At 72.6% G+C, this 23,875-nt stretch carries 21 protein-coding genes and 1 pseudogene; 7 read left to right on the top strand and 15 right to left on the bottom strand.

Annotated features, from left to right (window positions below; genetic code table 11):
• Positions 1 to 12: 12 nt before the first annotated feature.
• The 6 genes from RBL05_RS09670 to RBL05_RS09645 all read right to left on the bottom strand — a co-directional run bounded on the left by RBL05_RS09670 (position 13) and on the right by RBL05_RS09645 (position 6,338).
• Positions 13 to 978 (bottom strand): sugar kinase, encoded by a 966-nt coding sequence (locus RBL05_RS09670; RefSeq protein WP_308739682.1) that lies wholly within the window; start codon positions 976 to 978, stop codon positions 13 to 15.
• Positions 975 to 1,628, bottom strand: a complete 654-nt coding sequence (locus RBL05_RS09665) for a bifunctional 4-hydroxy-2-oxoglutarate aldolase/2-dehydro-3-deoxy-phosphogluconate aldolase (protein WP_308739683.1) — start codon at positions 1,626 to 1,628, stop codon at positions 975 to 977. Before RBL05_RS09665 ends, RBL05_RS09670 begins: the two co-directional genes overlap by 4 nt.
• A 38-nt stretch (positions 1,629 to 1,666) precedes the next feature.
• Positions 1,667 to 2,671 (bottom strand): L-idonate 5-dehydrogenase, encoded by a 1,005-nt coding sequence (locus RBL05_RS09660; protein WP_308739684.1) that lies wholly within the window; start codon positions 2,669 to 2,671, stop codon positions 1,667 to 1,669.
• Entirely contained in the window at positions 2,671 to 4,194 is a 1,524-nt protein-coding gene (locus tag RBL05_RS09655) for a mannitol dehydrogenase family protein (RefSeq protein WP_308739685.1), read from the bottom strand. Before RBL05_RS09655 ends, RBL05_RS09660 begins: the two co-directional genes overlap by 1 nt.
• 295 nt (positions 4,195 to 4,489) lie before the next feature.
• A complete protein-coding gene (locus tag RBL05_RS09650) occupies positions 4,490 to 5,794 on the bottom strand; it encodes an MFS transporter (RefSeq protein WP_308739686.1) in 1,305 nt (434 codons plus the stop codon).
• Positions 5,795 to 5,867: 73 nt separating this feature from the next.
• Positions 5,868 to 6,338, bottom strand: a complete 471-nt coding sequence (locus tag RBL05_RS09645; RefSeq protein ID WP_308739687.1) for a MarR family winged helix-turn-helix transcriptional regulator — start codon at positions 6,336 to 6,338, stop codon at positions 5,868 to 5,870.
• Positions 6,339 to 6,592: 254 nt separating this feature from the next.
• On the opposite strand from RBL05_RS09645, the gene RBL05_RS09640 reads away from it, so the two are divergent.
• Both RBL05_RS09640 and RBL05_RS09635 read left to right on the top strand, forming a co-directional pair.
• On the top strand, positions 6,593 to 7,855 hold the full coding sequence (locus RBL05_RS09640) for a DUF222 domain-containing protein (protein WP_308739688.1): 1,263 nt from the start codon (positions 6,593 to 6,595) through the stop codon (positions 7,853 to 7,855).
• A gap of 244 nt (positions 7,856 to 8,099) precedes the next feature.
• Entirely contained in the window at positions 8,100 to 8,366 is a 267-nt protein-coding gene (locus tag RBL05_RS09635; RefSeq protein ID WP_308739689.1) for a hypothetical protein, read from the top strand.
• 79 nt (positions 8,367 to 8,445) lie between these two features.
• Here RBL05_RS09635 and RBL05_RS09630 read toward each other — a convergent pair whose 3' ends face one another.
• Positions 8,446 to 9,528 (bottom strand): Gfo/Idh/MocA family protein, encoded by a 1,083-nt coding sequence (locus tag RBL05_RS09630; RefSeq protein WP_308739690.1) that lies wholly within the window; start codon positions 9,526 to 9,528, stop codon positions 8,446 to 8,448.
• Positions 9,529 to 9,816: 288 nt separating this feature from the next.
• Here RBL05_RS09630 and RBL05_RS09625 point away from each other — a divergent pair, with 288 nt between their 5' ends.
• Positions 9,817 to 11,388, top strand: coding sequence for an aspartate:alanine exchanger family transporter (locus RBL05_RS09625; protein ID WP_308739691.1), 1,572 nt, complete (start codon positions 9,817 to 9,819; stop codon positions 11,386 to 11,388).
• Between the two features lie 14 nt (positions 11,389 to 11,402).
• A complete protein-coding gene (locus RBL05_RS09620; protein WP_308739692.1) occupies positions 11,403 to 12,077 on the top strand; it encodes a maleylpyruvate isomerase N-terminal domain-containing protein in 675 nt (224 codons plus the stop codon).
• 12 nt (positions 12,078 to 12,089) lie between these two features.
• Here the strand turns inward: RBL05_RS09620 and RBL05_RS09615 are convergent, their stop codons facing one another.
• From RBL05_RS09615 to RBL05_RS09590, 6 genes are read right to left on the bottom strand one after another with little or no spacing between them, the layout of a single operon-like run.
• Positions 12,090 to 13,178, bottom strand: coding sequence for a Gfo/Idh/MocA family protein (locus RBL05_RS09615; RefSeq protein ID WP_308739693.1), 1,089 nt, complete (start codon positions 13,176 to 13,178; stop codon positions 12,090 to 12,092).
• Positions 13,175 to 13,936: a ThuA domain-containing protein gene (locus RBL05_RS09610; RefSeq protein WP_308739694.1), complete on the bottom strand. Its 762-nt coding sequence runs from the start codon at positions 13,934 to 13,936 to the stop codon at positions 13,175 to 13,177. Before RBL05_RS09610 ends, RBL05_RS09615 begins: the two co-directional genes overlap by 4 nt.
• Positions 13,933 to 15,156: a Gfo/Idh/MocA family protein gene (locus tag RBL05_RS09605; protein WP_308739695.1), complete on the bottom strand. Its 1,224-nt coding sequence runs from the start codon at positions 15,154 to 15,156 to the stop codon at positions 13,933 to 13,935. Before RBL05_RS09605 ends, RBL05_RS09610 begins: the two co-directional genes overlap by 4 nt.
• A gap of 41 nt (positions 15,157 to 15,197) precedes the next feature.
• Positions 15,198 to 16,010: a carbohydrate ABC transporter permease gene (locus tag RBL05_RS09600; RefSeq protein WP_062946687.1), complete on the bottom strand. Its 813-nt coding sequence runs from the start codon at positions 16,008 to 16,010 to the stop codon at positions 15,198 to 15,200.
• Position 16,011: 1 nt separating this feature from the next.
• The gene (locus RBL05_RS09595; RefSeq protein WP_318603613.1) at positions 16,012 to 16,986 is read right to left on the bottom strand and encodes a sugar ABC transporter permease; all 975 of its coding nucleotides are present in this window, start codon (positions 16,984 to 16,986) and stop codon (positions 16,012 to 16,014) included.
• A 2-nt stretch (positions 16,987 to 16,988) separates the two neighbouring features.
• A complete protein-coding gene (locus tag RBL05_RS09590) occupies positions 16,989 to 18,317 on the bottom strand; it encodes an extracellular solute-binding protein (RefSeq protein WP_318603612.1) in 1,329 nt (442 codons plus the stop codon).
• A gap of 312 nt (positions 18,318 to 18,629) precedes the next feature.
• On the opposite strand from RBL05_RS09590, the gene RBL05_RS09585 reads away from it, so the two are divergent.
• Positions 18,630 to 19,676, top strand: a complete 1,047-nt coding sequence (locus RBL05_RS09585) for a LacI family DNA-binding transcriptional regulator (protein ID WP_308739698.1) — start codon at positions 18,630 to 18,632, stop codon at positions 19,674 to 19,676.
• Positions 19,677 to 19,685: 9 nt separating this feature from the next.
• On the opposite strand, the gene RBL05_RS09580 is transcribed toward RBL05_RS09585, so the two are convergent.
• Together RBL05_RS09580 and RBL05_RS09575 are read right to left on the bottom strand one after the other, a co-directional pair.
• On the bottom strand, positions 19,686 to 20,363 hold the full coding sequence (locus RBL05_RS09580; RefSeq protein ID WP_318604315.1) for an ROK family protein: 678 nt from the start codon (positions 20,361 to 20,363) through the stop codon (positions 19,686 to 19,688).
• A gap of 380 nt (positions 20,364 to 20,743) precedes the next feature.
• Positions 20,744 to 20,848, bottom strand: a pseudogene (locus tag RBL05_RS09575) (hypothetical protein); the annotation flags it as partial.
• Between the two features lie 205 nt (positions 20,849 to 21,053).
• Here RBL05_RS09575 and xylA point away from each other — a divergent pair.
• Both xylA and xylB read left to right on the top strand, forming a co-directional pair.
• Positions 21,054 to 22,247 carry a xylose isomerase gene (gene xylA, locus RBL05_RS09570; protein WP_308739700.1) on the top strand — a complete coding sequence of 398 codons (1,194 nt, stop codon included), beginning with the start codon at positions 21,054 to 21,056 and terminating at the stop codon, positions 22,245 to 22,247.
• Between the two features lie 170 nt (positions 22,248 to 22,417).
• Positions 22,418 to 23,809 (top strand): xylulokinase, encoded by a 1,392-nt coding sequence (gene xylB / locus RBL05_RS09565; RefSeq protein WP_308739701.1) that lies wholly within the window; start codon positions 22,418 to 22,420, stop codon positions 23,807 to 23,809.
• The last annotated feature ends 66 nt before the right edge of the window (positions 23,810 to 23,875 follow it).

Raw genomic sequence — 23,875 nt, 5'->3', positions numbered from 1 at the left:
GCGCCGCCCCGCTCACCGCGAGACCGGATCCGCCTCCCCGCCGTGCAGGAACGCCTCCAGCGCCGCGCCGTCGGGCGCCCCCTCCCAGTCCCCGGGAGCGGTGCAGGCCAGCGCCCCGCAGGCGTTCGCGCGCTCGAGCCGGCCTGCCACGTCCTGTCCGTCCAGCCGCGCGCTGAGATAGCCGGCGACGAAGGCGTCCCCGGCGCCGACCGTGTCGACCACGTCCACGCGGTGCCCGGCGGCCTCGTGCAGCTGCCCGTCCACGAGCGCGGCCGCGCCGTCGGGGCCGAGCTTCGCGACCACCTCGCGGCCGGGCCGGGCGAGCGCGGCCAGGAGCGCGCGGGCGTCACTCCCGTCGATCTGCGGGGCCAGCAGCGCGAGCTCCTCGGTGCCGCCGAAGAGGACGTCCACGTGCTCGAGCACGTCCTCCAGCAGCTCGGCGAGATGCTCGGCGGAGCCCAGGCGGGAGCGGTGGTTCACGTCGAGGCTCACCGTGGTGCCCGCCGCGACCGCGCGCTCCACGGCGACGCGCACGGCCTCCCGCGCGGAGGGGGACAGCAGCGGGGTGATGCCGCTGACGTGCAGGATCTCCGCCTCCTCGATCAGCCCGTCGGGAAGATCCGCGGGGGAGAGGGTGGAGGCCGCGGAGCCGGCGCGGTAGTAGTCCACACGGGTGGTCGTGCCCGTCGGGCGGGACTTCAGCATCAGCCCCGTCGGCCGCTCGGGATCCACCGCGCAGCGCACCTCGACGCCCTCGCCCCGGATCTCCCGCACCACCCGCGTGCCCAGCGGATCGGCCCCGACCCGGCTGATCCAGGCGGCCTGCACCCCCAGCCGCTGCAGCCCGATGGCGAGGTTCGACTCGGCGCCGCCCAGGGAGATGTCGACCGACGGGAGATGCGCGAGCGAGCCGATCATGCTGCTGCGCAGCAGCGCCATGGTCTCGCCGACGGTCACCACACGGGCGCGTGCGCTCATGCCCCGGCCTCTCGCGTGGTCACGGCGACGAACTGCGCCGCCCGCTCCGCGAGCGCCTCGAGGCTCCCGCCGGAGAGCGCATCTCCCAGCAGCGGCCCGCCGACGGAGACCGCGTCGGCCCCGGCGCGCAGCCAGGCCTGCGCGGCCTCGAGGTCCACGCCGCCCGAGGGCACCACGCGGATCCCCGGGAAGGGGCCGCGCAGGTCCTTCACGTAGCCGGGCCCCACGACCGAGGCGGGGAACACCTTCACCGCCGCCGCCCCCGCGGCCCAGCCCGCGTGCAGCTCGGACGGGGTCAGCCCGCCGGGCACGATCGCGATGCCGGCCTCGGCGGCCACCTCGAGCAGGTCCGCACGGGTGATCGGGGTGACGATGTAGTGCGCGCCCTGCCGCACGGCCGTGGCCAGGTCCGACGGATCGGTGACGGTGCCGATCCCGATGTCCATCCGGTCGCCGAAGCGCTCGAGCAGCTCCGGCAGCGCCTCGAGTGTGCCGGGCGTGGACAGCGTCAGCTCGACCGAGCGGATGCCGGCGCCCGCGAGGGTCTCGAGCACAGGGGCGTACTGGTCCGCCTCACGGCCACGGATCACGACGATCAGGCGGGCGGCGGCGGTGCGCTCGGGGAGCGGGGGACGGGCGGTGTCGGTCATGCGGGTCTCCTGGGAGGTCGGGCGGGCGGCGGACGGGCTCAGAGGGCCAGCAGCACCTTGGCGGAGCGGGAGGCGTCCCGCGCGGTGGCGAAGGCCTCTGCCGCCTTCTCGAGCGGGATCGTCTGGGTGACCACGGCGTCGAAGCGCGCATCGCCCTCGAGCAGCGTGATCGCCTCGTCGATCTCGACGTCGAAGCGCTGGGTGCCGCGCAGCTGGACCTCCTTGGACACGAGCGCGGCGAGGTTCACCGGGATGTCCTGGTCCGGGAGGATCGCGACCTGCACGATGATCCCCGCGGGACGCACGGCCTTGACCGCGGAGGACAGCGAGACCGGCGCGGCCGAGCACTCGAGGACCACGTCGTAGGAGTTCGCCTCGGGCGTCTCCTCGGTGACCAGGATCGTGCGCTGCGCGCCGAGGGCGGCGGCGCGCTCGAGCGGCTCGGGACGCACGTCGGTGACGTGCACGGAGGCGGCGCCGCGGTGCAGCAGCGAGGCGACGGCGAGCAGACCGATCGGCCCCGCGCCCAGCACGAGGCAGTCCTTGCCCGCCACGTCGCCCGCGATCGTGACCGCGTGCAGGGACACGGCCAGCGGCTCGGCCAGGGCGCCCCGCTCCAGCGGCAGCGACTCCGGCAGCACGCGCAGGTTCGCGCGGTCGATCACGAGGTATTCGGCGGCGGCGCCCTGACGGTGCGGGGTCACCGAGGCGCTGCCCAGGTAGTCGCCGCCCGGCCACAGGTGGGGGCGGTCCTCGATGCCGCGGGCGCTGGTGCCGTAGCGGGCGGGGTGCACGGTGACGGGGGTGCCCGGGGCGAGCTCGCCGCTGGGGTCCAGGTCCACCACGGCCGAGAGCTCGTGGCCCGGGATCAGCGGCTCGGTGATGACAAAGGCGCCGTTCGCGCCGTTGTAGTAGTAGTGCAGGTCGGAGCCGCAGATGCCGACGTAGGCGACCTTCAGCCGCACCTGGCCCTCCGCGGGTTCGACGGTCGGGACGTCCTCGAGGCGGGCGTCCTCGGCGGCGTGGATGAACAGGGCCTTCATCAGCGGTTCTCCTTCAGGGATGCGTCCAGGGCCTCGGCGGCTGCGGCGCGCGGACCCGAGGTGAGGAGGGTGGTCAGCAGTGCGCCGACCAGGTCGGTGAACTCCTCGCGGGCGGCGAGCTCCTCGGTGAGGCAGCCGCTCTCGAGCAGGATCCTCGCATGCTCCGCCGGGGTGGTCGCCTGGGCGGCGACCTCCTGCAGACGGGCCTGCGCGGGGTCGGTCATCGCGCGCGCCTGCTCGCCCGGGTCGAACCCGCGCGGCGGGACGACGCAGGCGAACCAGGCGGCGACGGTGAGGGCGAGCAGCGCGGGCGTGCGGCCGGCCTCGAGATGGTGCAGGGCCGGGACGGGGATCCGCTGCGGCAGCCGCATCGACCCGTCGGACCCCACCTGGCGGGTGCGGTGGCCGAGGTCGTGGTTGTGCCAGCGGTGCGCGAGGTCCTCGAGATAGGCGTCGGGGTCGAAGCCCGCGGGCTGGTCGACGGTGGGCAGCATCTCGTCGCGGATCAGGCGCATCGTCGCCTCCGCGATCCAGTCCTGGTCGAAGGCCTCGGGGATGATGACCCGGCCGTCGAGCGCCCCGAGATAGGCGATCAGGGAGTGGGGGCCGTTGAGCAGGCGGAGCTTCACCTGCTCGTAGCGCTCGACCTCGGAGGCGTCGGGCGTGAGGATCGCGCCGCCGCGCTCCCAGGCGGGGCGTCCCGCGGCGAAGTCGTCCTCGACCACCCACATCGAGAACCGCTCGGCGCGCACCGGGGCCTCGTCCCGCACGCCCAGCAGCGCGGCGACCTCGTCGCTCGTCGCCGCGGTGGTGGCCGGGACGATCCGGTCCACCATCGCGTCGGGGAAGGAGACGTGCTCCCGCACGTAGCGCAGCACGTCCTCGGGGGCGCTCGAGATCTCGAGGAACTCCTCCACCATCCGCCGTGCGGTGCGGCCGGCGGCGGAGACGTTGTCGCAGGGCAGCACGGTGAACGGCTCCCCGCCCTCGGCGCGGGAGGCGAGGCCCCGGGCGAGCAGGCCGATCACGGTGCGCGGCGTGCCGGCGCCCTCGAGGTCGGCGCGCAGGGCGGGGTCGTCCGCGTCCAGCCGGCCGGTGCGCGGGGAGACGTAGTAGCCGCCCTCGGAGACGGTGAGGGTCAGCAGGCGGCGCTGCGGGTCCGCGATCTCGCGCACCACCCGGTCCGGCTCCTCGGTCATCACGCCGAACCCGCGGTGCACGTCCACCAGGTCCGCGCGGGTGCCCGCGTCGGACATCTCGAGGACGGAGTAGATCCCGTCCTGCCTGGCCATCGGTTCGATCACCGAGCGCGAGCGGTTCGCGAAGCCGATGATGCCCCAGTCGCCCTCCTCCGCGGCGAGGGCGCGGGCCGTGTGCACAGCGGCGTGCGCGCGGTGGAAGGCGCCGAGGCCCAGGTGGATGATGCCGGCACGCGCCGGGTCCAGCGGGGCGGAGGCCCCGAGCTGCGGCTGGGAGCCGAGGCGGGAGCGGTCGAGCCGGGGTGCGGGGGCGACGTCGGACACGGGACCTCCTGGTCGATGCGAGATCGCGGGGACGCCGCGATGCGATGCCCCGAGGGTGGCGAGGGCAGCTGCTCGAGCATCGCACCCCGTCGTGCGTTTTGCATAGCAGAACGCATGTTTTGGAACACGCAACAGCTTAGCAAGGTGGGCGTCCGACGGGAACCTTCGCGCAGGTTGCCGGATGGACGAGGGCCCCGGGATGCCTCCTCGCGTCCCGGGGCCCCACCCGTCGGCCGATCGCCCGTCGGCCGACCCGATCGCCGGCCAGCCCGACCGCCCGTCGGCCCGCCGGCTGTCAGACCTCGTCGCCGGCGGTGATCGCCTCGGCCTCCTCGGCGGCGCTCAGATGGTGCTCCTGGCCGACCGCGGCGAGGTGCCGTCGGCCGATCGTCAGCATGGCCATGCTGAGCGCGAGGGCGAGCGCCGCGAGCAGGTAGGGGGCGCCGGCGGTGGTCGCCGCCGCGAGGGGGCCCGCCACGGCCGGCGCGATCGCGCCGCCCAGGAAGCGCACGCCCGAGTACGCCGAGCTCGCCACGCCGCGCGGCAGGTCGGTGGCCTCCATGACCGTCTCGGTCAGCGCCGTGTTCATGATGCCCAGCAGCAGCCCGCCGATCACGATCAGCACGATCATCGCGGCCATCGAGGTGTGCACCAGGGCGAGCACCGCCATCAGCACGGTGAGCAGGCCGAGCGTGGTCAGCAGCGTCGGGATCAGGCCCAGGCGGCGCGTCAGCACGGGCGCGGCGAACACCGAGGTGATCGCGAGCGCGAGGCCCCAGCCGAAGAACACCCCGCCGATGCCCATCGCGCCGAACTCCATGCCGTGCGCGGCCGCGGCGGCCTCGAGCGGGAAGGGGGAGTAGGCCAGCAGTGTGAAGAAGCCGAAGTTGTAGAAGATCGCGGTCAGCGCCAGGGTGCGCAGCGCCGGATTCCCCAGCGCCCGCAGGGCCGCGAGCGGCGAGACGTGCGCGGGCTTCGCCTCGCGCTGCAGCAGCACCGCGATCGCAAGCGCGCCGATGCCCATCAGTGTCGCGGTGCCGGCGAAGGGGGCGCGCCAGGAGACGGAGCCGAGCAGGCCGCCGAGCAGCGGCCCGAGCGCCATGCCGATCCCGAGCGCGGTCTCGTAGAGGATGATCGCGCCGCCGCTCGGGCCCGCGGTCGCGCCGACGATCGCGGCGAGCGCGGTCGAGATGAACAGGGCGTTGCCGAGGCCCCAGCCCGCCCGCAGGCCGATGATCTCGTTGACGGAGCCCGCCCCGGCGGCGAGCGCCGCGAAGAGCACCACGAGCACGAGGCCGATCATCAGCGTGCGCTTCACACCGACGGCGGAGGCGAACCAGCTGGTGAAGAACATGGCGATCGCGGTGATGAAGAGATAGCTGGTGAACAGCAGCATCGCCTGCGAGGGGGAGGCGTCCAGCTGCGTGCTGATCGCGGGGAGGATCGGGTCCACCAGGCCGATGCCCATGAAGGACACGGTCGCGGCGAAGGCGATCGCCCACACCGCGCGCGGCTGGTGGAAGGCGTCGCGCAGGGTGGGCGCGGAGGAGCTTGCGCCCGTGGAGGGGGATGTCGAGGGATCGGTGTCCGTCGAGGTCATGCGGTGCTTCTTCCGGGGAGAGGAGGGATGGTCGGTGACGCGGCCGGTCCGCCCGAGGGGCGTCGCCGACGGGTCAGCGGTCGTGGGACTCGAGGAGGTCCGCGAGGATCTCGGAGGCGCGGGCCAGGGTCGCGAGATCCTCGGTCGCCAGGGGCTCGAGGAGGGAGCCGACGCCGGTGGCGAGCTGCCCGCGCCAGGCGGCCAGCTGCGCGGAGCCGGCCTCGGTGGTGCTGACCAGCGAGGAGCGGGAGTCGGTCGGGTCCGCCTCGCGGCGCACCAGCCCCTCCTCCTCGAGCCGCTTGATCACAGTGGTGGCCGTCGGGCGGGAGACCCGCTCGCGCTCGGCGATCTCGCTCAGGCGCAGCGGCCCGAGACGCTCGATCGTCGCCACCACCCGCCAGGACACCGTGCCGACGCCGACGTCAGAGCGCCGCGCGGCGAGCCGGGCGAACTGGCTGCACACGAGCGCGAGGTGCTGAGGGAGCTCGGCGAGGGCGGGGTCGGCGGCCGACGGGTCCTGGTGGGGCGGCGGTGTTCTGGTCACGGCGACCGATAGTAGTTCGCATTGCTAACTATGACAAGAGGGCGTCGCGTTCCGCCGCCTCGTGCTCCCACGTCATCTCGTCGTCCCTCACCCCGCACCCTCCCGACCTCTTCGCCCCGTCGGCCCCCTCCGCGCCTGCGCGACCGTTCCTCCACACCGCGTACCGATCCACATCCGTGCAGCTGAGGGTGCATTCCGCGGCGGTCTCGGCTGGACTGGGGAGCCGCACTCCCGTCACCCGGTCGGAGGACGTCATGACCCTCATCGCCCCACCACCGCCCAGCCCCGACATCGACCCGCCCCCGTCCGGCTCCGCTCCGCCCGCGCGGCTCGACCGTGACGGCGCCGAGCGGCTCGGCCGACGGATCCAGAGCCAGGCCGCGGTGATCGCCCAGGCCACGTGCGAGTTCCTGCTGATGCTCGCGGAGTTCGACGCGCGCGAGGGAGTGCGGTTCTACGAGGGGCTGAAGTCGACCGCGCACTGGCTCGGCTGGGCCTGCTCGATGGCCGCCGGCACCGCCCGGGAGCACCTCCGCGTCGCCCGCGCACTGCCCGAGCTGCCGCTGACCGTCGCCGAGTTCCGCGCCGGGCGGCTCTCCTTCTCCAAGGTCCGGGAGATCACCCGCGTCGCGGATCGCGTCGAGGAGGAGGTCCTGGTCGAGATGGCCCGCGCGATGACCGCCTCCCAGCTCGCGCGCACGGTCTCCTCGTTCCGGGCGGTCGACGGCTCCCGGCTCGACCAGGACTCGCGCCGCGAGGCGCGCTGGCATGTGCGGGAGGACGGCATGGTCGAGATCCGCGCGGTGCTGCCCGCGGAGACCGGCGCCGAGCTCCTTTCCGCCCTCGAACTGGCGCTGGACCGCGACGGCACGGCCCCGCCGTCGAGCACGGAACCGGTCGCGAGCATCGAGGCGGCCACTCGCTCCGCATCGTCGTCGCGCGCGGCGGACCGAGGCGCCTTCGCCGAGGCTCGCGGCACCGCCGGACCCGCCGAGTCCGGACCCGCCTTAACTGCCGCCGTTACTGGGCGTGGCCCCGTCGGCCAAGAGGCTCCCGACGCGATCGCCGAGCGCTGCGCCGAGATCACCGCTGAGGCGACTCTCGAACAGCGTCGGGCCGATGCCCTCCACGACATCGCCCGCACCTATCTCGACGCCGAGCCCGACGACCGCTCCGGCGAGGACCGCCACCTCGTGGTCGTGCAGGTCAGCGCCGAGTCGCTCGTCGAGGACGTTCCCGCGGGAACGCTTCCGCGCTGCGGCGTCGTCGGCGGCGGGCCCCTCGAGCCCCGCACCGCCGAGCGACTCGCCTGCACCGGGAAGGTCTCGCTCGCCATCTCCGACGTCCACGGGGAGATCCTCCACCTCGGACGCGCCCGGCGCCTCGCCTCCCGGGCCCAGCGTCGCGCCCTTCGGCTCCGCGACGGGACCTGCGTGTTCCCCGGCTGCCACCAGAGCAAGCACCTGGACGCCCACCACCTCACGCCCTGGTCAGAAGGGGGGGTCGACGGATCTTGACGAGCTCGCGCTGCTGTGTCGGCGCCACCACGTGATGGTCCACGAGGGCGGGCTGCGGCTGGTCCATAGCCGGTCCGCGTCCTCGGGCAGCAGGGCTCAGCCGGCAGCGTCCCGGGAGCTCGCTCCGTCAGCAGTCTCATCGGCGGCCGCGTCGACGGGCGCAACGGCGGCCCCGTCGGCCTGGACGCCGCGCTTCCAGGTGCTCGACGAGGCCGGCCGCCCGGTCCAGGCACGATGGCCCGCGATGCTCGAGCGGCTGATCCTCCGCCCGGATGTGCCGACGGACGACACGGCACCCTGCACCGAGGGAGGAGCCGGAGCGGCGGCGGCTGACGAAGCCGAGGGTGACGGTCCGGTCGGCGAGGATCACTCCACGACGGCTGGCAGAGCTCCCGGCACGCCAGACGGCCAAGACCCCGAACGGATCGCCGCCACCACGGGCGGGGAGGGCTTCCGCCTCGCCGACTGCGTGCAGGCGCTGTGCGAGAGCGTGCTGGTCAGAGCGGCGTGAGCACCCCGAGCATGACGGAGGGGCCCGACGCGCGTGTGCGCATCAGGCCCCTCGTGTCGGACTCGACGAGACGTCGGGCTCAGCGGCCGGTGAGCTCCTTCGCCGCCTCCTGCGCCTTCAGCGCCAGCTCGACGGCCTTGAAGGCGTGCTCCTGGGTCATCGCGTTCTCGGTGCGGTGTAGCACGTCGAGCACCAGCTCGCCGAAGAAGGGGTAGCCGACGTTCCCGTCGGCCTCGAGGCGGTGCTCGCCCTCGGAGTCCACCAGGATGACCTGGTTGGGGCCGTTGTCGGTGGTGACGTCGACGTACTTGCGCAGCTCGAGGTAGCCCTCGGTGCCGACCACGAAGGTGCGGCCGTCGCCCCAGGTGCGCAGGCCCGACGGGGTGAACCAGTCCACGCGGACGAAGCCCGTGGCCCCGGAGGACAGCGCGACGTGCGCGTCGCCGAAGTCGTCGAGCTCGGGATGCTCGGGGTGGCCGAAATTGCCGATCGAGGAGGAGAGGATCTCCGCGTCCTCGGAGCCGGTGAAGGTGAGCATCTGCTCGAAGTTGTGCGAGCCGATGTCGGTGAGGATGCCGCCGTAGCGGGCCCGCTCGAAGAACCAGTCGGGACGGGTCGAGGGATCGCCCAAGCGGTGCGGGCCCATGCCGGTGACCTGCAGGACCTTGCCGATCGCACCCTTCTGGATGAGCTGGGTGGCGAGCACCGCGGCCTCCACGTGGATGCGCTCGGAGTAGTAGACCATGTACTTCTTCCCGGTCCGCGCGACGGCCGCCTTCGCCTCGGCGAGCTGCTCGAGGGAGATCAGCGGGGTCTTGTCCGTGAAGTAGTCCTTGCCGGCCTCCATCACGCGGATGCCGAGCGGGGCCCGGTCCACGGGGACGGCCGCCGCGGCGACCAGATGCACCTCCGGATCGGCGAGCACCTCCTCCTCGCTCGAGGCGATGGTGACCTCGGGGAACTGCTCCTTGAACGCGGCGGCGCGCTCGGGCTGCGGGTCGTACACCCACTTCAGCGTGCCGCCCGCGCCGAGCAGGCCCTGGGTCATGCCGCCGATGTGGCCGTGGTCGAGATGCATCGCGGCGAACACGAACTCGCCGGGCTCGACCACCGGCTTCGGCATCGCGGCGGGGGCGTAGTTCGCGCCTTCGGAGACGGCCATCGACAGTCCTTTCGGTCGAGAGTGCGGGCTGGGGCCCGGTCGTGGTCGCCATCAGTGTCGTGCATCACGAGGTGCGATGGCGCGGAGTGCCGGGGGTTGCCAGGCGCGCGGGGCGGCGCCGGCCGCGCGGGCCGCGACCTCCGTCGAACCTCCCCTCCGGCGTGACCTCGGACAACCCCGGCTCGCCGGGCACGGCCGACGGGCCTATCGTGGACCTGAACCCCACACTGCGGTGCCCGTGCACGAGCGCGCCCGTCCCGCTCGACGGCGGGCCCGGGAAGGACCCCCGTGATCGACGCCCTCGCGAACAGCCCCCTGCTCACGCTGTTCCTGGTCGTCGCGACCGGGGCCGTGCTCGGCGCGATCCCGTTCGGCCGGATGCGCTTCGGTGCCGCGGGCGCCCTGTTCACGGGCCTGGCACTGTCCGCGCTCGCCCCGCAGCTCGGCGACGGCATGCAGATCGTGCAGACCCTCGGGCTCGCGCTGTTCGTCTACACCGTCGGCATCTCCGCCGGCGCCACCTTCTTCGCCACCCTGAACAAGCAGCTGCCGCTGCTCGGGGCCGCGACCGTCGCCACCGTCGTCGCCGCGATCGCGACGATCCTGCTCGGCAGCGTGCTCGGGATCGAGAAGGACCTGGGACTGGGCCTGTTCACCGGCGCGCTCACCGCCGCGCCCGCGCTCGACGCCGCCTCACGCCTGACCGGCACGACGGGCCCGTCCGTCGGCTACTCCTTCGGCTACCCGATCGGCGTGATCGTCGGGATCGCGATGGTCTCCGTGGTCGTGGGCCGCGCCTGGCCGGGTAGGCGCGACACCCCCGCGCTCGCCGGGACCAGCCTCACCTCCACCACCGTGCGCGTCCACCGCGACGTGAACCTGCGCGACGTGCCGCAGTGGTACGAGCAGCGGGTCCGCTTCTCCTACCTGCGCCGCGACGGGAAGGTGCGCGTGATCGTGCCCGGCGAGGACCTGCTGGCCGGGGACGAGGTGGTCGCCGTCGGGATGCCCGAGGTGGTCGAGGAGGTCGTCGCCGAGCTCGGCGAGCGCTCGGACCGGCACATCGCCCACGACCGCTCCCTGGTCGAGTTCACGCGCATGACCGTCTCGAACCCGGATCTCGCCTCCCGCTCCATCGCCGAGCTGAACCTGCCCGTCCGCTTCGGCGCCGTGGTCACCCGGGTGCGGCGCGGCGACCTCGAGCTGGTCGCTCGCGACGACCTGATCCTCGAGCCGGGGGACCGCATTGCCGTGGTCGTGGACCGCGGCGAGCTCGACGCCGTGCACCGCTTCCTCGGCGACTCGGACCGCAAGGCCAGCGAGCTCGACGTGCTCTCCCTGGGCCTCGGGCTCATGCTCGGCGTCGCGCTCGGCATGATCACCGTGCCGCTCCCCGGCGGGGGCGCCTTCGCCCTCGGCCCGGCGGCCGGCCCGCTGATCGTCGGCATGGCGCTCGGCGCGCTGCGCCGCACCGGCCCGATCGTCTGGTCCCTGCCCGGCGGCGCGAACACGACCGTGCGCCAGCTCGGGCTGCTGCTGTTCCTCGCCGCGCTCGGCCTCACCGCCGGGCCCGAGGTCGCCTCCGTGCTCGCCTCGCCGACGGCCTGGCGCGCCGCGCTGCTCTCCGTGGTCGTCGCCGCGCTCTCCTGCGTGGTGCTGCTGCTGGCCGCCCGCTGGGTGCTGGACCTCTCCGCCGCCCGCGCCGCCGGCGCGGTCGCCGGCTTCCTCGGCCAGCCCGCGGTGCTGGACGCCGCGAACTCCCGGAAGGCCGACGAACGGATCGAGACCGCCTACGCCACCCTCTTCGCCTTCGCGATGGTGGTGAAGATCCTGCTGGTCCCGGTCATCTGGAACGTGTGACATAGCGTTCGCCCATGGAGCTGTTCACCACGACCTGGTCCGCGCTGCGTCGCGCGGTCGGCGACCTGCCGGCGGGCGCCTTCGATCTTCCCTCGGGATGCCGTGGCTGGCTGGTGCGCGACCTCGCCTCTCATCTCGTGATCGCCGCGCAGGACGTGCTGACCACGCTGGCTACCCCCGCCGAGGACGCCCCGACGGCGGACGCGCTGAGCTACTGGACCCCGACGCCCACCCCGCCCGACCGCACCGACCCGCACGACGCCCTCACCGTGCGCCTCGCCGCCGCCTACCAGGACCCGGACCTGCTGAAGGGCCACCTCGAGGACCTCGGCGGCGCCGCCGAGCGCGCCGCGCTGCTCGCCGAGCCGGACCTGCCCGTCGCCACCCAGGGCATGAGCCTGACCGTGCGGGACTTTCTGCACGCCTATGTGCTCGAGTGGACGCTGCATCATCTCGACCTCGTCGCCCACCTCGACCCCGAGGACGCCCCCGCCCCTCCTCCCGTCGAGGGCCTCGCCGAGGCCCGCGACATGGTCGAGCGCCGACTGCGGCTGCGCCTGCCTGCGGGATGGGCCGACGCCGACGCGCTGCGCCTCGCGACTGGGCGCGAGACGCTCACCGACGCGCAGCGGGCCGAGCTCTCAGAGCTCGGCCCGCGCGGGGAGATGCTGCCGCTGTCCTTCGGGTGAGCGGCCCCGTCGTCAGCCGGCGACCACCGCGCCGTCGGCCGCGGTCAGCGGCACCGCCGCCGGACGCTCGACGGTGCTCGCGATCTCTACGCGCGCCCCGCCGTGAGCGGCCTCGAGCACCCCGTTCATCACCTCGAGCACGTGCTGGCCGAGCTCGCCGGAGGCCCGCAGGTCCGCGCCGCGCACGGCCATGTCCTGCAGCCCGATCCCGCGCCCGGCCTGCTCGAACCCGCCGGTCACGGGCAGGGTCTCCCAGCCCTCGCCGCCGAGCGGGTGCAGGCGCACGTCCCCGTCGAAGCGGTTCGGATCCGGGACGGCGAGGGACCCGGCGGTGCCGTGGATCTCGATCGGGTGGGCGGCGGTCGCGACCGCGTCGAAGCTGATCACGAGCGTGGACAGCACCCCGGACTCGTGCACCAGCACCCCGGTGACGTGCGTGTCCGTGGTGACGGGGATGGTCTCGCCCTCGCGGGGGCCGGAGCCGATGGTGCGCTCGGTGCGCAGCCGGCTCGTCGCACCGATCACGGCCTCGACCGGGCCCAGCAGCGTGACCAGGGCGTGGATGTAGTAGGGGCCCATGTCCAGCAGCGGGCCGCCGCCGGGGACGTAGTAGAAGTCCGGCTGCGGGTGCCAGCGCTCATGCCCAGGGGTGACCATGGTGGCGGTCGCCGCGATCGGGGTGCCGATCACGCCGTCGTCGATCACCGCGCGGGCGGTCTGCGTGCCGGTGCCGAGCACGGTGTCCGGGGCGGAGCCGGTGAGCACCCCCGCCTCGGCGGCCGCGGCGAGCACGCGGGCGCCCTCCTCGGTGGTGACGGCGAAGGGCTTCTCCGAGTAGACGTTCTTGCCTGCGGCGATCGCGCGCAGGTCCACCTCGGCGTGCGCGGCGGGGATCGTGAGGTTCAGGACGGTGTCCACCTCGGCGTCGGCGATCAGCTCGTCGACGCTCAGCACCCGCACCCCCTCGCGTCCCTCGGCCGCGGCCTCCGCGCGGGCGCGGTCGAGGTCCGCGACGGCGACCAGCTGCACGTCGGGCAGACGGTCGAAGCTCTCCAGGTACTGGCGCGAGATGACCCCGCAGCCGATCATGCCGACCTTCATCGGGTCGCCTCCTTCGCACGGGTCCTGCCGTGGTCGCCGTAGGGCATCTCGCTGCCGCGCGCGGCCCAGAGCAGGCCGCGCTCGACGATGGTGCGGACGTTCGGATCCTCGAGCACCTCGACGCGGTGCCCGGGCGTGGTCACGAAGATCCGGCCCTTGCCCCACAGCCGCGTCCACAGCGCCGGGGAGGTGATCTCGCGGTGCCACGGGTCCCAGTCGCGCACCTTCTGCGTGGTGGTGGCGAGCACGTCGCAGTAGTCGTCGGCCAGCACCCAGTACTGCTCGGTGACCAGGTCGAAGTCGCTGATCCCGGCGGTGATCGGGTGGTCCGCGGCCTCCGGGAGCATGTTCACGGTGTAGGGGACGTAGTTGTCGGCCTGCTCGCCCTTGCGCTCGTCGGGGTGCTTGCCGGGGTGGCAGCCGAACTGTCCGCCGATGAGGGTGAGGTAGTCGGACTCGTTGCGGTAGCTGTCGGCGATCCCGCCGTGCCATCCGGCCATGCCGGTGCCGGCCTCGATCGCGGCGCGCAGCCCCTCGAACTGGGGCCGCTCGATGGTGTTCATGGTGTTGCACTGGACGATCAGGTCGACCGTGGCCATGTGCTCGGCGTCGGCGTAGATCGCGGGGGACTCCTCGATGCGGACGCTGAAGCCGTTCTCCTCGAGGAAGGGGAGGAACATGTCGGTCGCCTCGACGGGCTGGTGGCCGTCCCAGCCGCCGCGGACGACGAGGGCGACTCGGGTGGGGGCGGTGCTCATGCGGTGGTCTCCTCGGTGGTGGGGTGCTGGGGGCCGACGGGGGTCCAGCGCGAGCCGTCGGCGTCGCTCGCCTCGACGGCGGCGAGGACGCGCTGGACGTGCAGCGCCTCGGCGAAGGACGGCGAGGGGTCGGTGCCCTCGCCGATCGCGCGGACCAGGTCGGCGATCTCGTGGGTGAAGGTGTGCTCGTAGCCGAGGCCGTGGCCGGTGGGCCACCAGGCCGCGGCGTAGGGGTGCTCCGGCTCGGTGGTGAGCACGCGGGTGAAGCCCTGGCGGCCGGCCGGGGCGGTGGCGTCGTAGATCTCCAGCTCGTTCATCCGCTCGAAGTCGAAGGCGACTGACCCGTTCGCGCCGTTGATCTCCACGCGCATGGCGTTCTTGCGCCCCTGCGCCATGCGGGTCGCCTCGAAGGCGCCGAGCACGCCGCCCGAGAAGCGGGCGGAGAACAGGGCGACGTCGTCGACCGTGACCCTGCCCCGCTCGCCGGAGGCATCGCCCTTCCCGCCGAGGCCCTGCGCGGTCCCGGCCGCGGGACGGGTGGGGACGACGGTGGCGAGGGTGCCGGAGACCTGCTCGATCTGGGTGCCGGTGATCCACTGGGTCAGGTCGATGACGTGCGCGCCGATGTCGCCGAGCGCCCCGGAGCCGGCCTTGTCCTTGTCGAGCCGCCAGGTCATCGGGGCGTCGGCGTCGGAGAGCCAGTCCTGCAGGTACTGGGCGCGGACCTGCCGGATGTCGCCGACGAAGCCCTCCTTGACCAGCTGGCGGGCGTAGGCGAGGGCGGGGGTGCGGCGGTAGGAGAAGCCGCAGATCGAGCGGATCCCTCGGGCTGCGGCGTCGGCCGCCGCAGCCGCCATCTCCTCGGACTCCGCGACCGAGTTCGCCAGCGGCTTCTCGCACAGCACGTGCTTGCCCGCCGCGAGCGCCGCGAGCGCGATCTCGTGGTGGGTGTCGCCCGGGGTGCAGATGTCGATGACATGGATCTCGGGGTCCTCGATCAGGTCCTGCCAGCGCGTGGTGTGCCGGGCGAAGCCGTACCGCTCGGCGGCATCGGCGACCGCGGAGGCGGTGCGGCCCGCGATGGTGTGCAGCACCGGGGTGGCGGGCAGGTCGAAGAAGCGGTGCGCGGTGCGCCAGGCGTGGGAGTGGGCGGCGCCCATGAAGCCGTAGCCGATCAGGCCGACGTTCAGGGGGGTCGAGCGGGCAGGCGTCGAGGTCACGACGGGGACGTCTCCTTGCAGTTCGCGAGCGGGGTCGGGGGTCACTTGCCGGAGCCGGCGGTCATGCCGCTGACCAGGTAGCGGCGGCCGAAGGCGTACAGGATCACGATCGGGATCGAGGACAGCACCACGGCGGCCATCACGACCGGGACGTTGGTGGCGTACTCGCCCTGGAAGCTCCACAGTGCCAGCGGCAGGGTGCGCTTGTCCGGGCTCTGAGTGAGGATCAGCGGGAACAGAAAGCCGTTCCAGGACATCAGCGCCTGGTACACCGCGACCGTCACGAGCGCCGGGCGCACGATCGGGAAGGCGAGGCGCCACATCTTCTGCCACTCGGTGGAGCCGTCGACGTCCATCGCCTCGAAGAGCTCCTTGGGCACATCCCGCAGGGAGTTCGAGATGATCAGGATGCTCAGCGGCAGACCGAAGGCGATCGCCGGGATCATCAGCGCGGCCAGGGAGTCGTACATCCGCATCGAGATGATCATCAGGTAGATCGGCACGATGGTGGCCTGCACGGGGATCGCCAGTCCCAGCAGGAACAGACTCCGCATCGGGCTGAACACCCGGCGGGTCCCGCGCACGAGGGAGTAGCTGGCCATGAAGGCCATCAGGACCAGGGGGATCACGGTGCCCACGGCGACCAGCACGCTGTTGAGCAGGTACTGGGTGAAGTCTGCCTCGAGGACCGCGGTGACGTTCTCGAACGCCAGCGGCAGCGAGGGCAGCACCGGGTTGGAGCCGAAGTAGGTCGAGATCGACTTGAGGCTGGTGATCAGCACGAAGTAGATCGGGAGCAGCACGACGGCGAGCCACAGCCAGCCGAAGGCCCCACCTATCCAGTTGCGCTTCATGTCAGGCTCCTTCCATCTGACTGGCGGCGGAGTCCTTGCCGCCGAGGCGCTGCACGCCGAGGGCGAGACCCAGCCCGAGCACCACGAGCATCACGGCCAGAGCGCTCGCGACGCCCATCTCGTTGCCGCGGAAGCCGGTGAGGTACATGTCCAAGGGCAGGATCCGGGTGGCGGCGCCCGGGCCGCCCTGGGTGAGCACGAAGATGATGTCGAAGTAGGTCAGGGCGCCCACCACCATCAGGGTCGAGCTGGTGATCAGGGTGTATTTCAGCTGGGGCAGGGTGATCGAGAAGAACTGCCGCACGCGGCCCGCCCCGTCGATCTCCGCCGCTTCGTACATCGAGCGGGGGATCTGCCGCACCGCGCCCTGGTAGATGAGGGTGTGGAAGGGGATGAACTGCCACGCGATGATGAACAGCAGCACCACCCAGACCAGCACGGAGTCGCCCAGCCAGTTCTGCTTGAGCAGCGGCATGTCCAGGCCGTTGGCGAGGCCGAAGTTGGGGTCCAGCAGCGACTTGAAGGTGATCGCGATCGCCGCGGAGGAGAGCAGCAGCGGCAGGAAGTACAGGATCGCGAGCACGTTGCGGTACCGCTGCGGGCCCGCCAGGAAGGCTCCGAGCAGGATGCTCATCGGGGTCTGCAGCAGCCAGGTCGCGACGATCATGAGCAGGACCAGCCCGAGGCCGTTCCAGGTGCTGGACCTCCCGAGCGCTTCGATCCAGCTGGTCAGTCCGGTGAACTGGATGGCGCCGATCCCGTTCCAGGTGGTGAAGGAGAGCGCCACGACCCCCACCAGCGGCAGCAGCGCGAACACCGCGAAGAACAGCAGTGCCGGCAGGACGAAGAGGAGGTGGGAGATCTTCACCCGGTCCTCGCGAGGACGACGGACCGACGGGGTCGAGCGCGCCGACTCCGCGCGCTGGACCCCCGCCCCGGTGGCGGGGAGGGCGGACTCCCTGGACAGGGCCGTCATGCTCAGGCCCCCTTGCCGGTGCTCATGTTCTCGGCGAACTGCTCGGCGGTAATCGCGCCGAGGAAGAGCTGCTCGGTGTTCACCAGCAGAGTCTCGGCGTCAGTGGGCTGAAGGGCCTGGTCCCAGGACTGCGTGAAGGCGGGGGCCTCCTGGATCGAGGAGTAGACCCACTGGAGGTACTCGGCGTCCTCGCTCGCGGCGAGGGCCTCGTCCTGGCCGACGATCACGGGGACCGAGCCGGAGGCGATGAGGTCGGAGGCGACCTGGTCGGACATCGCCCCGTCCTTGAGGAACGCCTTGGCCACCTCGACGGACGTGTCGTCCGCCGCCGAGGAGAGCGAGAGGTAGTTGCAGGGGTTGCCGACCAGGTTCTTCAGCTCGCCGGCACCGCCCTCGATCGTGGGGAACGGGCCGAAGCCCAGATTGCCGCTCGGTACGAACTCCCCGCCGCTGGCCTTCATGCTGCCGAAGGTCCAGCCGCCGTGGAGCATGAGGGCGGCCTGGTCGGTCCAGAGCAGGGCCTGGTCCGTGTTGGAGTCGGCGGCCATGGACTCGAAGCCGTCGGCGAAGGCCTTGATCTCGAGCAGCTCGTGGACCTTCTCGCCCATCGCGAGGACGGCGTCGTCGAGCCACGCCTCCTTGTCGCCGGCGGCGATCTTCGCGAAGACCTCGGGGCCGCCGACGCGGTCCAGGAGGTACTCGAGCCACATCATCGAGGTCCACCTCGACTGCCCGGCGAGCGAGATCGGCGCGATGCCGGCGGACTTCGCCTTCTCGACCACGCCCAGGAGGTCCTCCCAGGTCTCCGGCGCCTCGGCGCCGATGTCGCCGAGCACCTTCTTGTTGTGGAACAGGATGATGGGCTGAGTGGCGCCCTGGGGGAGGGCGTAGATCTTGTCGTCCACCGTCGCGGCGTCCCAGACGGACTCGACGAATCGGTTCTTGTAGTCCGCCTCCTCGTCCAGCCAGGCGGTGACGTCCAGGACCTGCGACTCCTCGGCGTACGTGCGCAGACCGCCGCCGCCCCAGCCGTAGATGATCGTCGGCGCCTCACCCGCGCCGATCGCGGTGCGGATCTTCTGCTTGTAGGCGTCGTTCTGGAAGAACGTGACCTCGACCGATCCCTGGTCGCCCTCGTTGAAGGCATCCACGGCATCGCCGTAGATCGTCTCGTTGGGCTCGCCGGACAGGGCCCAGTAGGAGGCGCTGTCGCCGCCTCCGCCGCCGCCGGCGCCGCCGGGTCCGGAGGTGCCGCAGGCGCCGAGGGTGAGGGCGGAGAGCCCGGCGGTCGCGCCGAGCATGCCCCGACGGGTGAGTGAAATGTTTCGCATGACCTGCTCCTGGTGTCGACGTTGACGGGGTCGTGCTCGGCGGGGGCCATGGGGGCGCCGCCGGTAAGTAAGCGCAATTTACCAATCGGGATGGTGTGGGTCAACAGGGTGGCCGGATCGAGACATGGGTCGGCAGAGATGCTTTGCGACCTGGTGGTATACGGATGTACGCGGAGATCCGCGGGCGACGGTGTGTGCCATGGCGCGTCCCCCTGCCGGCTCGGGGCGGTGATGGCCGCCGACCGCCGGGGTCGACGGGCGGGCGTGACGCGGACGGCAGAAAGTTTCTATCGCGGTAGTAATATGTGCACCATGGGGAGCACACGGAGGTCGCGCGGGCAGGTCACGCTCGCGCAGGTGGCAGAGGCGGCCGGGGTGTCCCTCGCGACGGCGTCCAAGGCGATGAACGGCCGCGGCACGGTCAGCGCCTCCACCGCCGAACGGGTGGCCGATGCCGCGCAATCCCTCGGCTATGCGTTGCGCCCGCGCCGTGCGCAGGGCAGGCGCCGCATCGCCCTCCATCTCGAGGTCGCCGACAGCCCCTATGTGATGGGGGTTCTGGCCGGGGCGGAGTCCGCTGCGCGAGGCGCCGGCGCGGACCTGCTCGTGATCAGCTCCGAGAAGCAGGGGCTCTCCCGGGCCTGGATGGCGCAGGCCGCCGGCGACGGGGTCGAGGGCATCGTCGCCCTCACCGCCCCGATCGACTCCCGCCACGTGCGCTGGAGCCGGAGCCTGAACCTGCCGCTGATCGTGATCGACCCGATCCTGCGCGAGGACGAGGTCGACGGGCTCCTCGCCGTCTCCGCCACCAACTGGGAGGGCGGCCGCAGCGCCGTCCAGCACCTGCTAGACCTCGGGCATCGCCGGATCGGCCTTCTCAACGGCCCCGCCGGTTCGGTACCCGGCCGCCAGCGCGCCGAGGGCTATCGCAGCGCGCTCGCCGCCGCCGGCATCCCCGTCGACGAGCAGCTCGTCCACGGCGGAGACTTCAGCGCGGAGCTCGGCGAGGAGGGCGCGGCGCGGATGCTCGCCCTGCCCGACCCGCCGACGGCGCTCTTCGCGGCCTCCGACAACCTCGCCCACGGCGCGATGCGCGCCGCCCGCGCCCATGGCCTCGAGATCCCGGCGCAGCTCAGCATCATCGGCTTCGACGACACAATGATCACCCGCTGGACCCAGCCGCAGCTCACCGCCATCAGCCAGCCGCTGTTCGAGATGGGGCAGGTCGCGGTCGAACGACTGCTCGCCCTGCTCGACGATCCGCGCCGCTTCGCCCACCCCTTCGAGCTGCGCACCCGCCTGGTGGTGCGGGGAACCACGGCGGGGCCGCCGAAACCCGGCCGGGCCGAGCAGGGCTGAGGTGCGGGCTCAGCGCTCCTTCTCGATCCAGCTCCCCGGCGCATCGAACACCGGCTGCAGCGCCGCGCGCGCCGCGCCGTGCAGCGCGGGGTCCGCGAGACCGTCGGCCCGCTCGATCGCGACGGGGCCGGCCTCGGCGGCCAGGGCGTGGCGGTCCACGGTCTCCTGCACCACCGGGGTGATCTCCTCCGCGATCGGTGCGAGATAGCCGGAGAGCACCACGGTGGACAGGTCCAGCACGTTCAGGGCGTTGGCGATCGCGAGGCCGAGCGAGCGGCCGATCACCCCGATCACCTCGACGCGGCTCGAGCTGCGCGCGAGCTCCTCGACGAGGTCCTCGATCCGCACCTCGTCGGAGAGGCCGGCCTGGCGCACCAGCGAGAGGTAGGAGATGTAGGCCTCGAGGCAGCCGCGCCGCCCGCAGCGGCACTGCCGCCCATCGGGCGCGACGACCGTGTGCCCGAACTCGCCGGCCCAGCCGTGCGCGCCCTCGAGGATCGCGCCGTCCAGCACCACCGCGCCGCCGACGCCCGTCGAGCCGCGCACGTAGAGGAACGACTCGCCGGGGCGGCGGTCGATCTCGGTGAGAACCGAGAGGCGGTTGTCGTTCTGGGCGCCGACGGGCCAGGCCGCGGGCGCCAGCAGATCCCGCAGGCGAGCGACGACGGGGACGTCCGCCCAGTCCAGGCCCGGGGCGGAGAGGATCCGGCCGTCCTCGGGGAGAGGCGTCCCGGGATCGCGGCGGTCACGCCGACCACCGGCAGCTCCGGCGCCTCCTCCCGCACCTCGTGGACGAGCTGCGCGGCCAGCGCCAGTGCGTCCTCGGCCGTGCCCTCGGCGACCCGGTGGTAGGTGGTGCGGCGCGCGAGCTCGGAGCCGGTGAGGTCGATGCCGAGGCAGGAGATATGGTCCGCGGCGATCTCGAGCCCGATCGCGAGCAGGGTGCCGGAGGCGGTGCGCAGCGGCACCATCGGCCGCCCGGCGCCCGCGGCGATCGGCTCGCCCTCGGTGACCAGGCCCGCGCCGATCAGCTCCTCGACGAGCTTGGAGACGGTGGGTTTGGTGAGCTGCGTGAGCGTCGCGAGGCCCGCGCGGGAGGTGGGGGAGGGGGCGGTCTGCAGGGCGCGCAGCACGGCGGAGAGGTTGTGCTCGCGCAGGTGGGTGGACTGCATCGCGTCCGTCCTCTCGTGCTCGTCCGTGCTCGTCGCCGTCGTCGGCGTTCGGGGTTCGTCGGCTCCCCGGCTTGTGCAGGACAGCTTCCCATGAGTAGATTAGTAACGGAAACTTACTAAGGAGAGGGGTGCCCCCCGCCATGGCGGACCGCCGCCGCGCGCAGCACCCCCGACGATGCCGTCGACCACCACCGAGGAGCACCCCATGACCGCACCCACCCCCACCCGTGACGACAAGTTCTCCTTCGGCCTGTGGACCACGGGCTGGCAGGCGCAGGACCAGTTCGGCTCCGCCACCCGTCCGCCGCTCGAGCTGACCGCCCACACCCACCGCCTCGCCGAGCTCGGCGCCTGGGGCTTCACCTTCCACGACAACGACGTGATCCCCTTCGACGCCACCCCCGAGGAGCGCTCGCGGATCATCGACCAGCTCAAGTCCGTCACCGAGGAGACCGGCCTGGTGATCGAGATGGTCACCACCGACACCTTCGCCCACCCCGTCTTCAAGGACGGCGCCTTCACCTCCAACGACCGCTCCGTGCGCCGCTTCGGCCTGCGCAAGGTGCTCGCCAACGTCGACCTCGCCGCCGAGCTGGGCGCGAGCACCTTCGTGATGTGGGGCGGGCGCGAGGGCTCCGAGTACGACGGCTCCAAGGACCTCCACGCCGCGCTCGAGCGCTACCGCGAGGGCCTCGACACCGTCGCCGGCTACATCAAGGACAAGGGCTACGACCTGCGCATCGGCCTCGAGCCCAAGCCCAACGAGCCCCGCGGCAACATCTTCCTGCCCACCGTCGGCCACGCGCTGGCCTTCATCGAGCAGCTCGAGCACGGCGACATCGTCGGCATCAACCCCGAGACCGGCCACGAGCAGATGGCGACCCTGAACTACACCCACGGCCTCGCCCAGGCGCTGTGGAGCGACAAGCTCTTCCACATCGACCTCAACGGCCAGCACGGGCCGATGTACGACCAGGACCTCGTGTTCGGCCACGGGGACCTGATCAGCGCCTTCTTCACCGTGGACCTGCTCGAGAACGGCTTCCCCTCGAAGCCCGGCGCCTACGAGGGCGCCCGCCACTTCGACTTCAAGCCCTCCCGCACCGAGCACGAGCAGGGTCAGTACGACTCCGCGGCCGCGAACATGGAGATGTACCTGATGCTCAAGGAGCGCGCGATCGCGTTCCGCCAGGACTCCGAGGTGCAGGAGGCCATGGCCTACTCCGGCATCGAGGAGCTCGCCCAGCCCACCCTCGGCGAGGGCGAGACCCTCGAGGACCTGCTCGCGGATCGCTCCACCTTCGAGGACTTCGACGCCGATGCGGCAGGGGAGCGGAACTACGGCTTCGTGCGCCTGCAGCAGCTGGCCATGCAGCACCTCCTCGGCTTCCGCGCCTGACGCCTGCCTCCGGGTTACCCGCGGGTTATGTGCACTGGGGTTCCACATCTGGAACTCTGGTGCACATGACTTCCCGGTAGCCCGCAGGGTGGGGTCGTGGGGCATCGCCGCTCGTCGGCCCCACCCCGCGACTTCGCCCCGCGCTCCGCCCACCTCGCAAAGGACCCCTCATGGCCCCGCCTGTCCTCGGCATCGACTCCTCCACCCAGTCCACGAAGGCCCTGCTCGTCGACGCCGAGACCGGGCAGGTGCTCGAGGAGCGCCGTGCCTCCCATCCCGACGGCACGGAGGTCGACCCCCGCGCGTGGCTCGACGCGGTCGACGAGGCCGCCGGCCCTCTGCTCGAGCGGGCCGACGCCCTCGCCGTCGGCGGCCAGCAGCACGGCATGGTGCTGCTCGACGGGGCGGGCGAGGTGGTGCGTGATGCGCTGCTGTGGAACGACACCCGCTCCGCCGACGCCGCGACCGCGCTGATCGAGGAGATGGGCGGAGCGCAGGCGAGCGTCGAGGAGATCGGCAGCCTCATGGTCGCCTCCTTCACCGCGTCCAAGCTGCGCTGGGTGCGCGACGAGGAGCCCGAGAATGCGCAGCGAGCCGTGAGCGTGCTGCTCCCGCACGACTTTGTCTCCCTCCACCTCGCCGAGAAGGGCACCGCCCCGTTCACCGATCGCGGCGATGCCTCCGGCACCGGCTACTACTCCACCCGCGAGGAGGCATGGAAGCCCGAGCTCGTCGAGGCCGCGCTCGGGAAGAGCCTCGACCTGCCGCGCCTGCCCGAGGCCCCGAACGAGGTCATGGCCCGCACTGTCTCGGGAGCCGCGATCGCGGCCGGCACCGGCGACAACATGGGCGCCGCGCTCGGCCTGTCGCTGGGCCCCGGCGACGTCTCCGTCTCGATCGGCACCTCCGGCGTGTGCGCGATGGTCAGCGATACCAGGCCCGGCGACGCCTCTGGGACGGTGACCGGGTTCGCCGACGCGACAGGCCGCTTCCTGCCGATGACCACCACCATCAACGCCTCCCGCATCCTCGAGGCCGGCCGCGCCCTGCTCGGCGTCAGCCACGAGGAGATGGCCGAGCTGGCGCTCGCCTCCGAGCCCGGCGCGCGCGGCGTGACCCTGCTGCCCTACTTCGACGGGGAGCGCACCCCGAACCGTCCCCACGCCCGCGCAACCCTGACCGGCATGAGCAGCTCCACCACCCGCGAGGACGTGGCCCGCGCCTACGTCGAGGGGCTGCTGTGCTCGCTGGCCGACGGCATCACCTCCCTCGAGGAGCGCACCGGCACGGCCGCCCGCCGCATCACCCTGATCGGCGGCGGCGCCCGCTCCCGCGCCGTCCAGCAGCTCGCTCCCGCGATCTTCGGCCGCGAGGTCACGATCGCGCCCGACGGGGAGTACGTCGCACTCGGCGCCGCGCGTCAGGCCGCCTGGGCGCTCGCCGGCACCGAGGAGCCCCCGGCCTGGGAGATCAGCGGCTCTAGCGTCGTCACGGCCGACGCGACGCCGCAGGTGCTGGAGGCGTACCGGGAGCTGAAGGAGCGCACCGCGGACTGGAGCTGAGGGCGCGGAGGCGTTCCCGCGGGAACGCCCCGGCGTCCTGAACGGTGATTCCGGAGAGACCTGGGG

The organism is Brachybacterium sp. GU-2 (assembly GCF_030866705.2).
Lineage (GTDB): Bacteria > Actinomycetota > Actinomycetes > Actinomycetales > Dermabacteraceae > Brachybacterium > Brachybacterium conglomeratum.
This window is presented reverse-complemented; position numbering and strand designations above follow the sequence as displayed.

What these genes read in the sequence shown, in the direction of transcription:
- RBL05_RS09670 (WP_308739682.1), bottom strand. Translation starts at nt 978, where the DNA reads ATGAGCGCACGCGCCCGTGTGGTGACCGTCGGCGAGACCATGGCGCTG.
- RBL05_RS09665 (WP_308739683.1), bottom strand. Translation starts at nt 1,628, where the DNA reads ATGACCGACACCGCCCGTCCCCCGCTCCCCGAGCGCACCGCCGCCGCC.
- RBL05_RS09660 (WP_308739684.1), bottom strand. Translation starts at nt 2,671, where the DNA reads ATGAAGGCCCTGTTCATCCACGCCGCCGAGGACGCCCGCCTCGAGGAC.
- RBL05_RS09650 (WP_308739686.1), bottom strand. Translation starts at nt 5,794, where the DNA reads ATGACCTCGACGGACACCGATCCCTCGACATCCCCCTCCACGGGCGCA.
- RBL05_RS09640 (WP_308739688.1), top strand. Translation starts at nt 6,593, where the DNA reads ATGACCCTCATCGCCCCACCACCGCCCAGCCCCGACATCGACCCGCCC.
- RBL05_RS09635 (WP_308739689.1), top strand. Translation starts at nt 8,100, where the DNA reads ATGCTCGAGCGGCTGATCCTCCGCCCGGATGTGCCGACGGACGACACG.
- RBL05_RS09630 (WP_308739690.1), bottom strand. Translation starts at nt 9,528, where the DNA reads ATGGCCGTCTCCGAAGGCGCGAACTACGCCCCCGCCGCGATGCCGAAG.
- RBL05_RS09620 (WP_308739692.1), top strand. Translation starts at nt 11,403, where the DNA reads ATGGAGCTGTTCACCACGACCTGGTCCGCGCTGCGTCGCGCGGTCGGC.
- RBL05_RS09615 (WP_308739693.1), bottom strand. Translation starts at nt 13,178, where the DNA reads ATGAAGGTCGGCATGATCGGCTGCGGGGTCATCTCGCGCCAGTACCTG.
- RBL05_RS09610 (WP_308739694.1), bottom strand. Translation starts at nt 13,936, where the DNA reads ATGAGCACCGCCCCCACCCGAGTCGCCCTCGTCGTCCGCGGCGGCTGG.
- RBL05_RS09600 (WP_062946687.1), bottom strand. Translation starts at nt 16,010, where the DNA reads ATGAAGCGCAACTGGATAGGTGGGGCCTTCGGCTGGCTGTGGCTCGCC.
- RBL05_RS09595 (WP_318603613.1), bottom strand. Translation starts at nt 16,986, where the DNA reads ATGACGGCCCTGTCCAGGGAGTCCGCCCTCCCCGCCACCGGGGCGGGG.
- RBL05_RS09590 (WP_318603612.1), bottom strand. Translation starts at nt 18,317, where the DNA reads ATGCGAAACATTTCACTCACCCGTCGGGGCATGCTCGGCGCGACCGCC.
- RBL05_RS09585 (WP_308739698.1), top strand. Translation starts at nt 18,630, where the DNA reads ATGGGGAGCACACGGAGGTCGCGCGGGCAGGTCACGCTCGCGCAGGTG.
- xylA (WP_308739700.1), top strand. Translation starts at nt 21,054, where the DNA reads ATGACCGCACCCACCCCCACCCGTGACGACAAGTTCTCCTTCGGCCTG.
- xylB (WP_308739701.1), top strand. Translation starts at nt 22,418, where the DNA reads ATGGCCCCGCCTGTCCTCGGCATCGACTCCTCCACCCAGTCCACGAAG.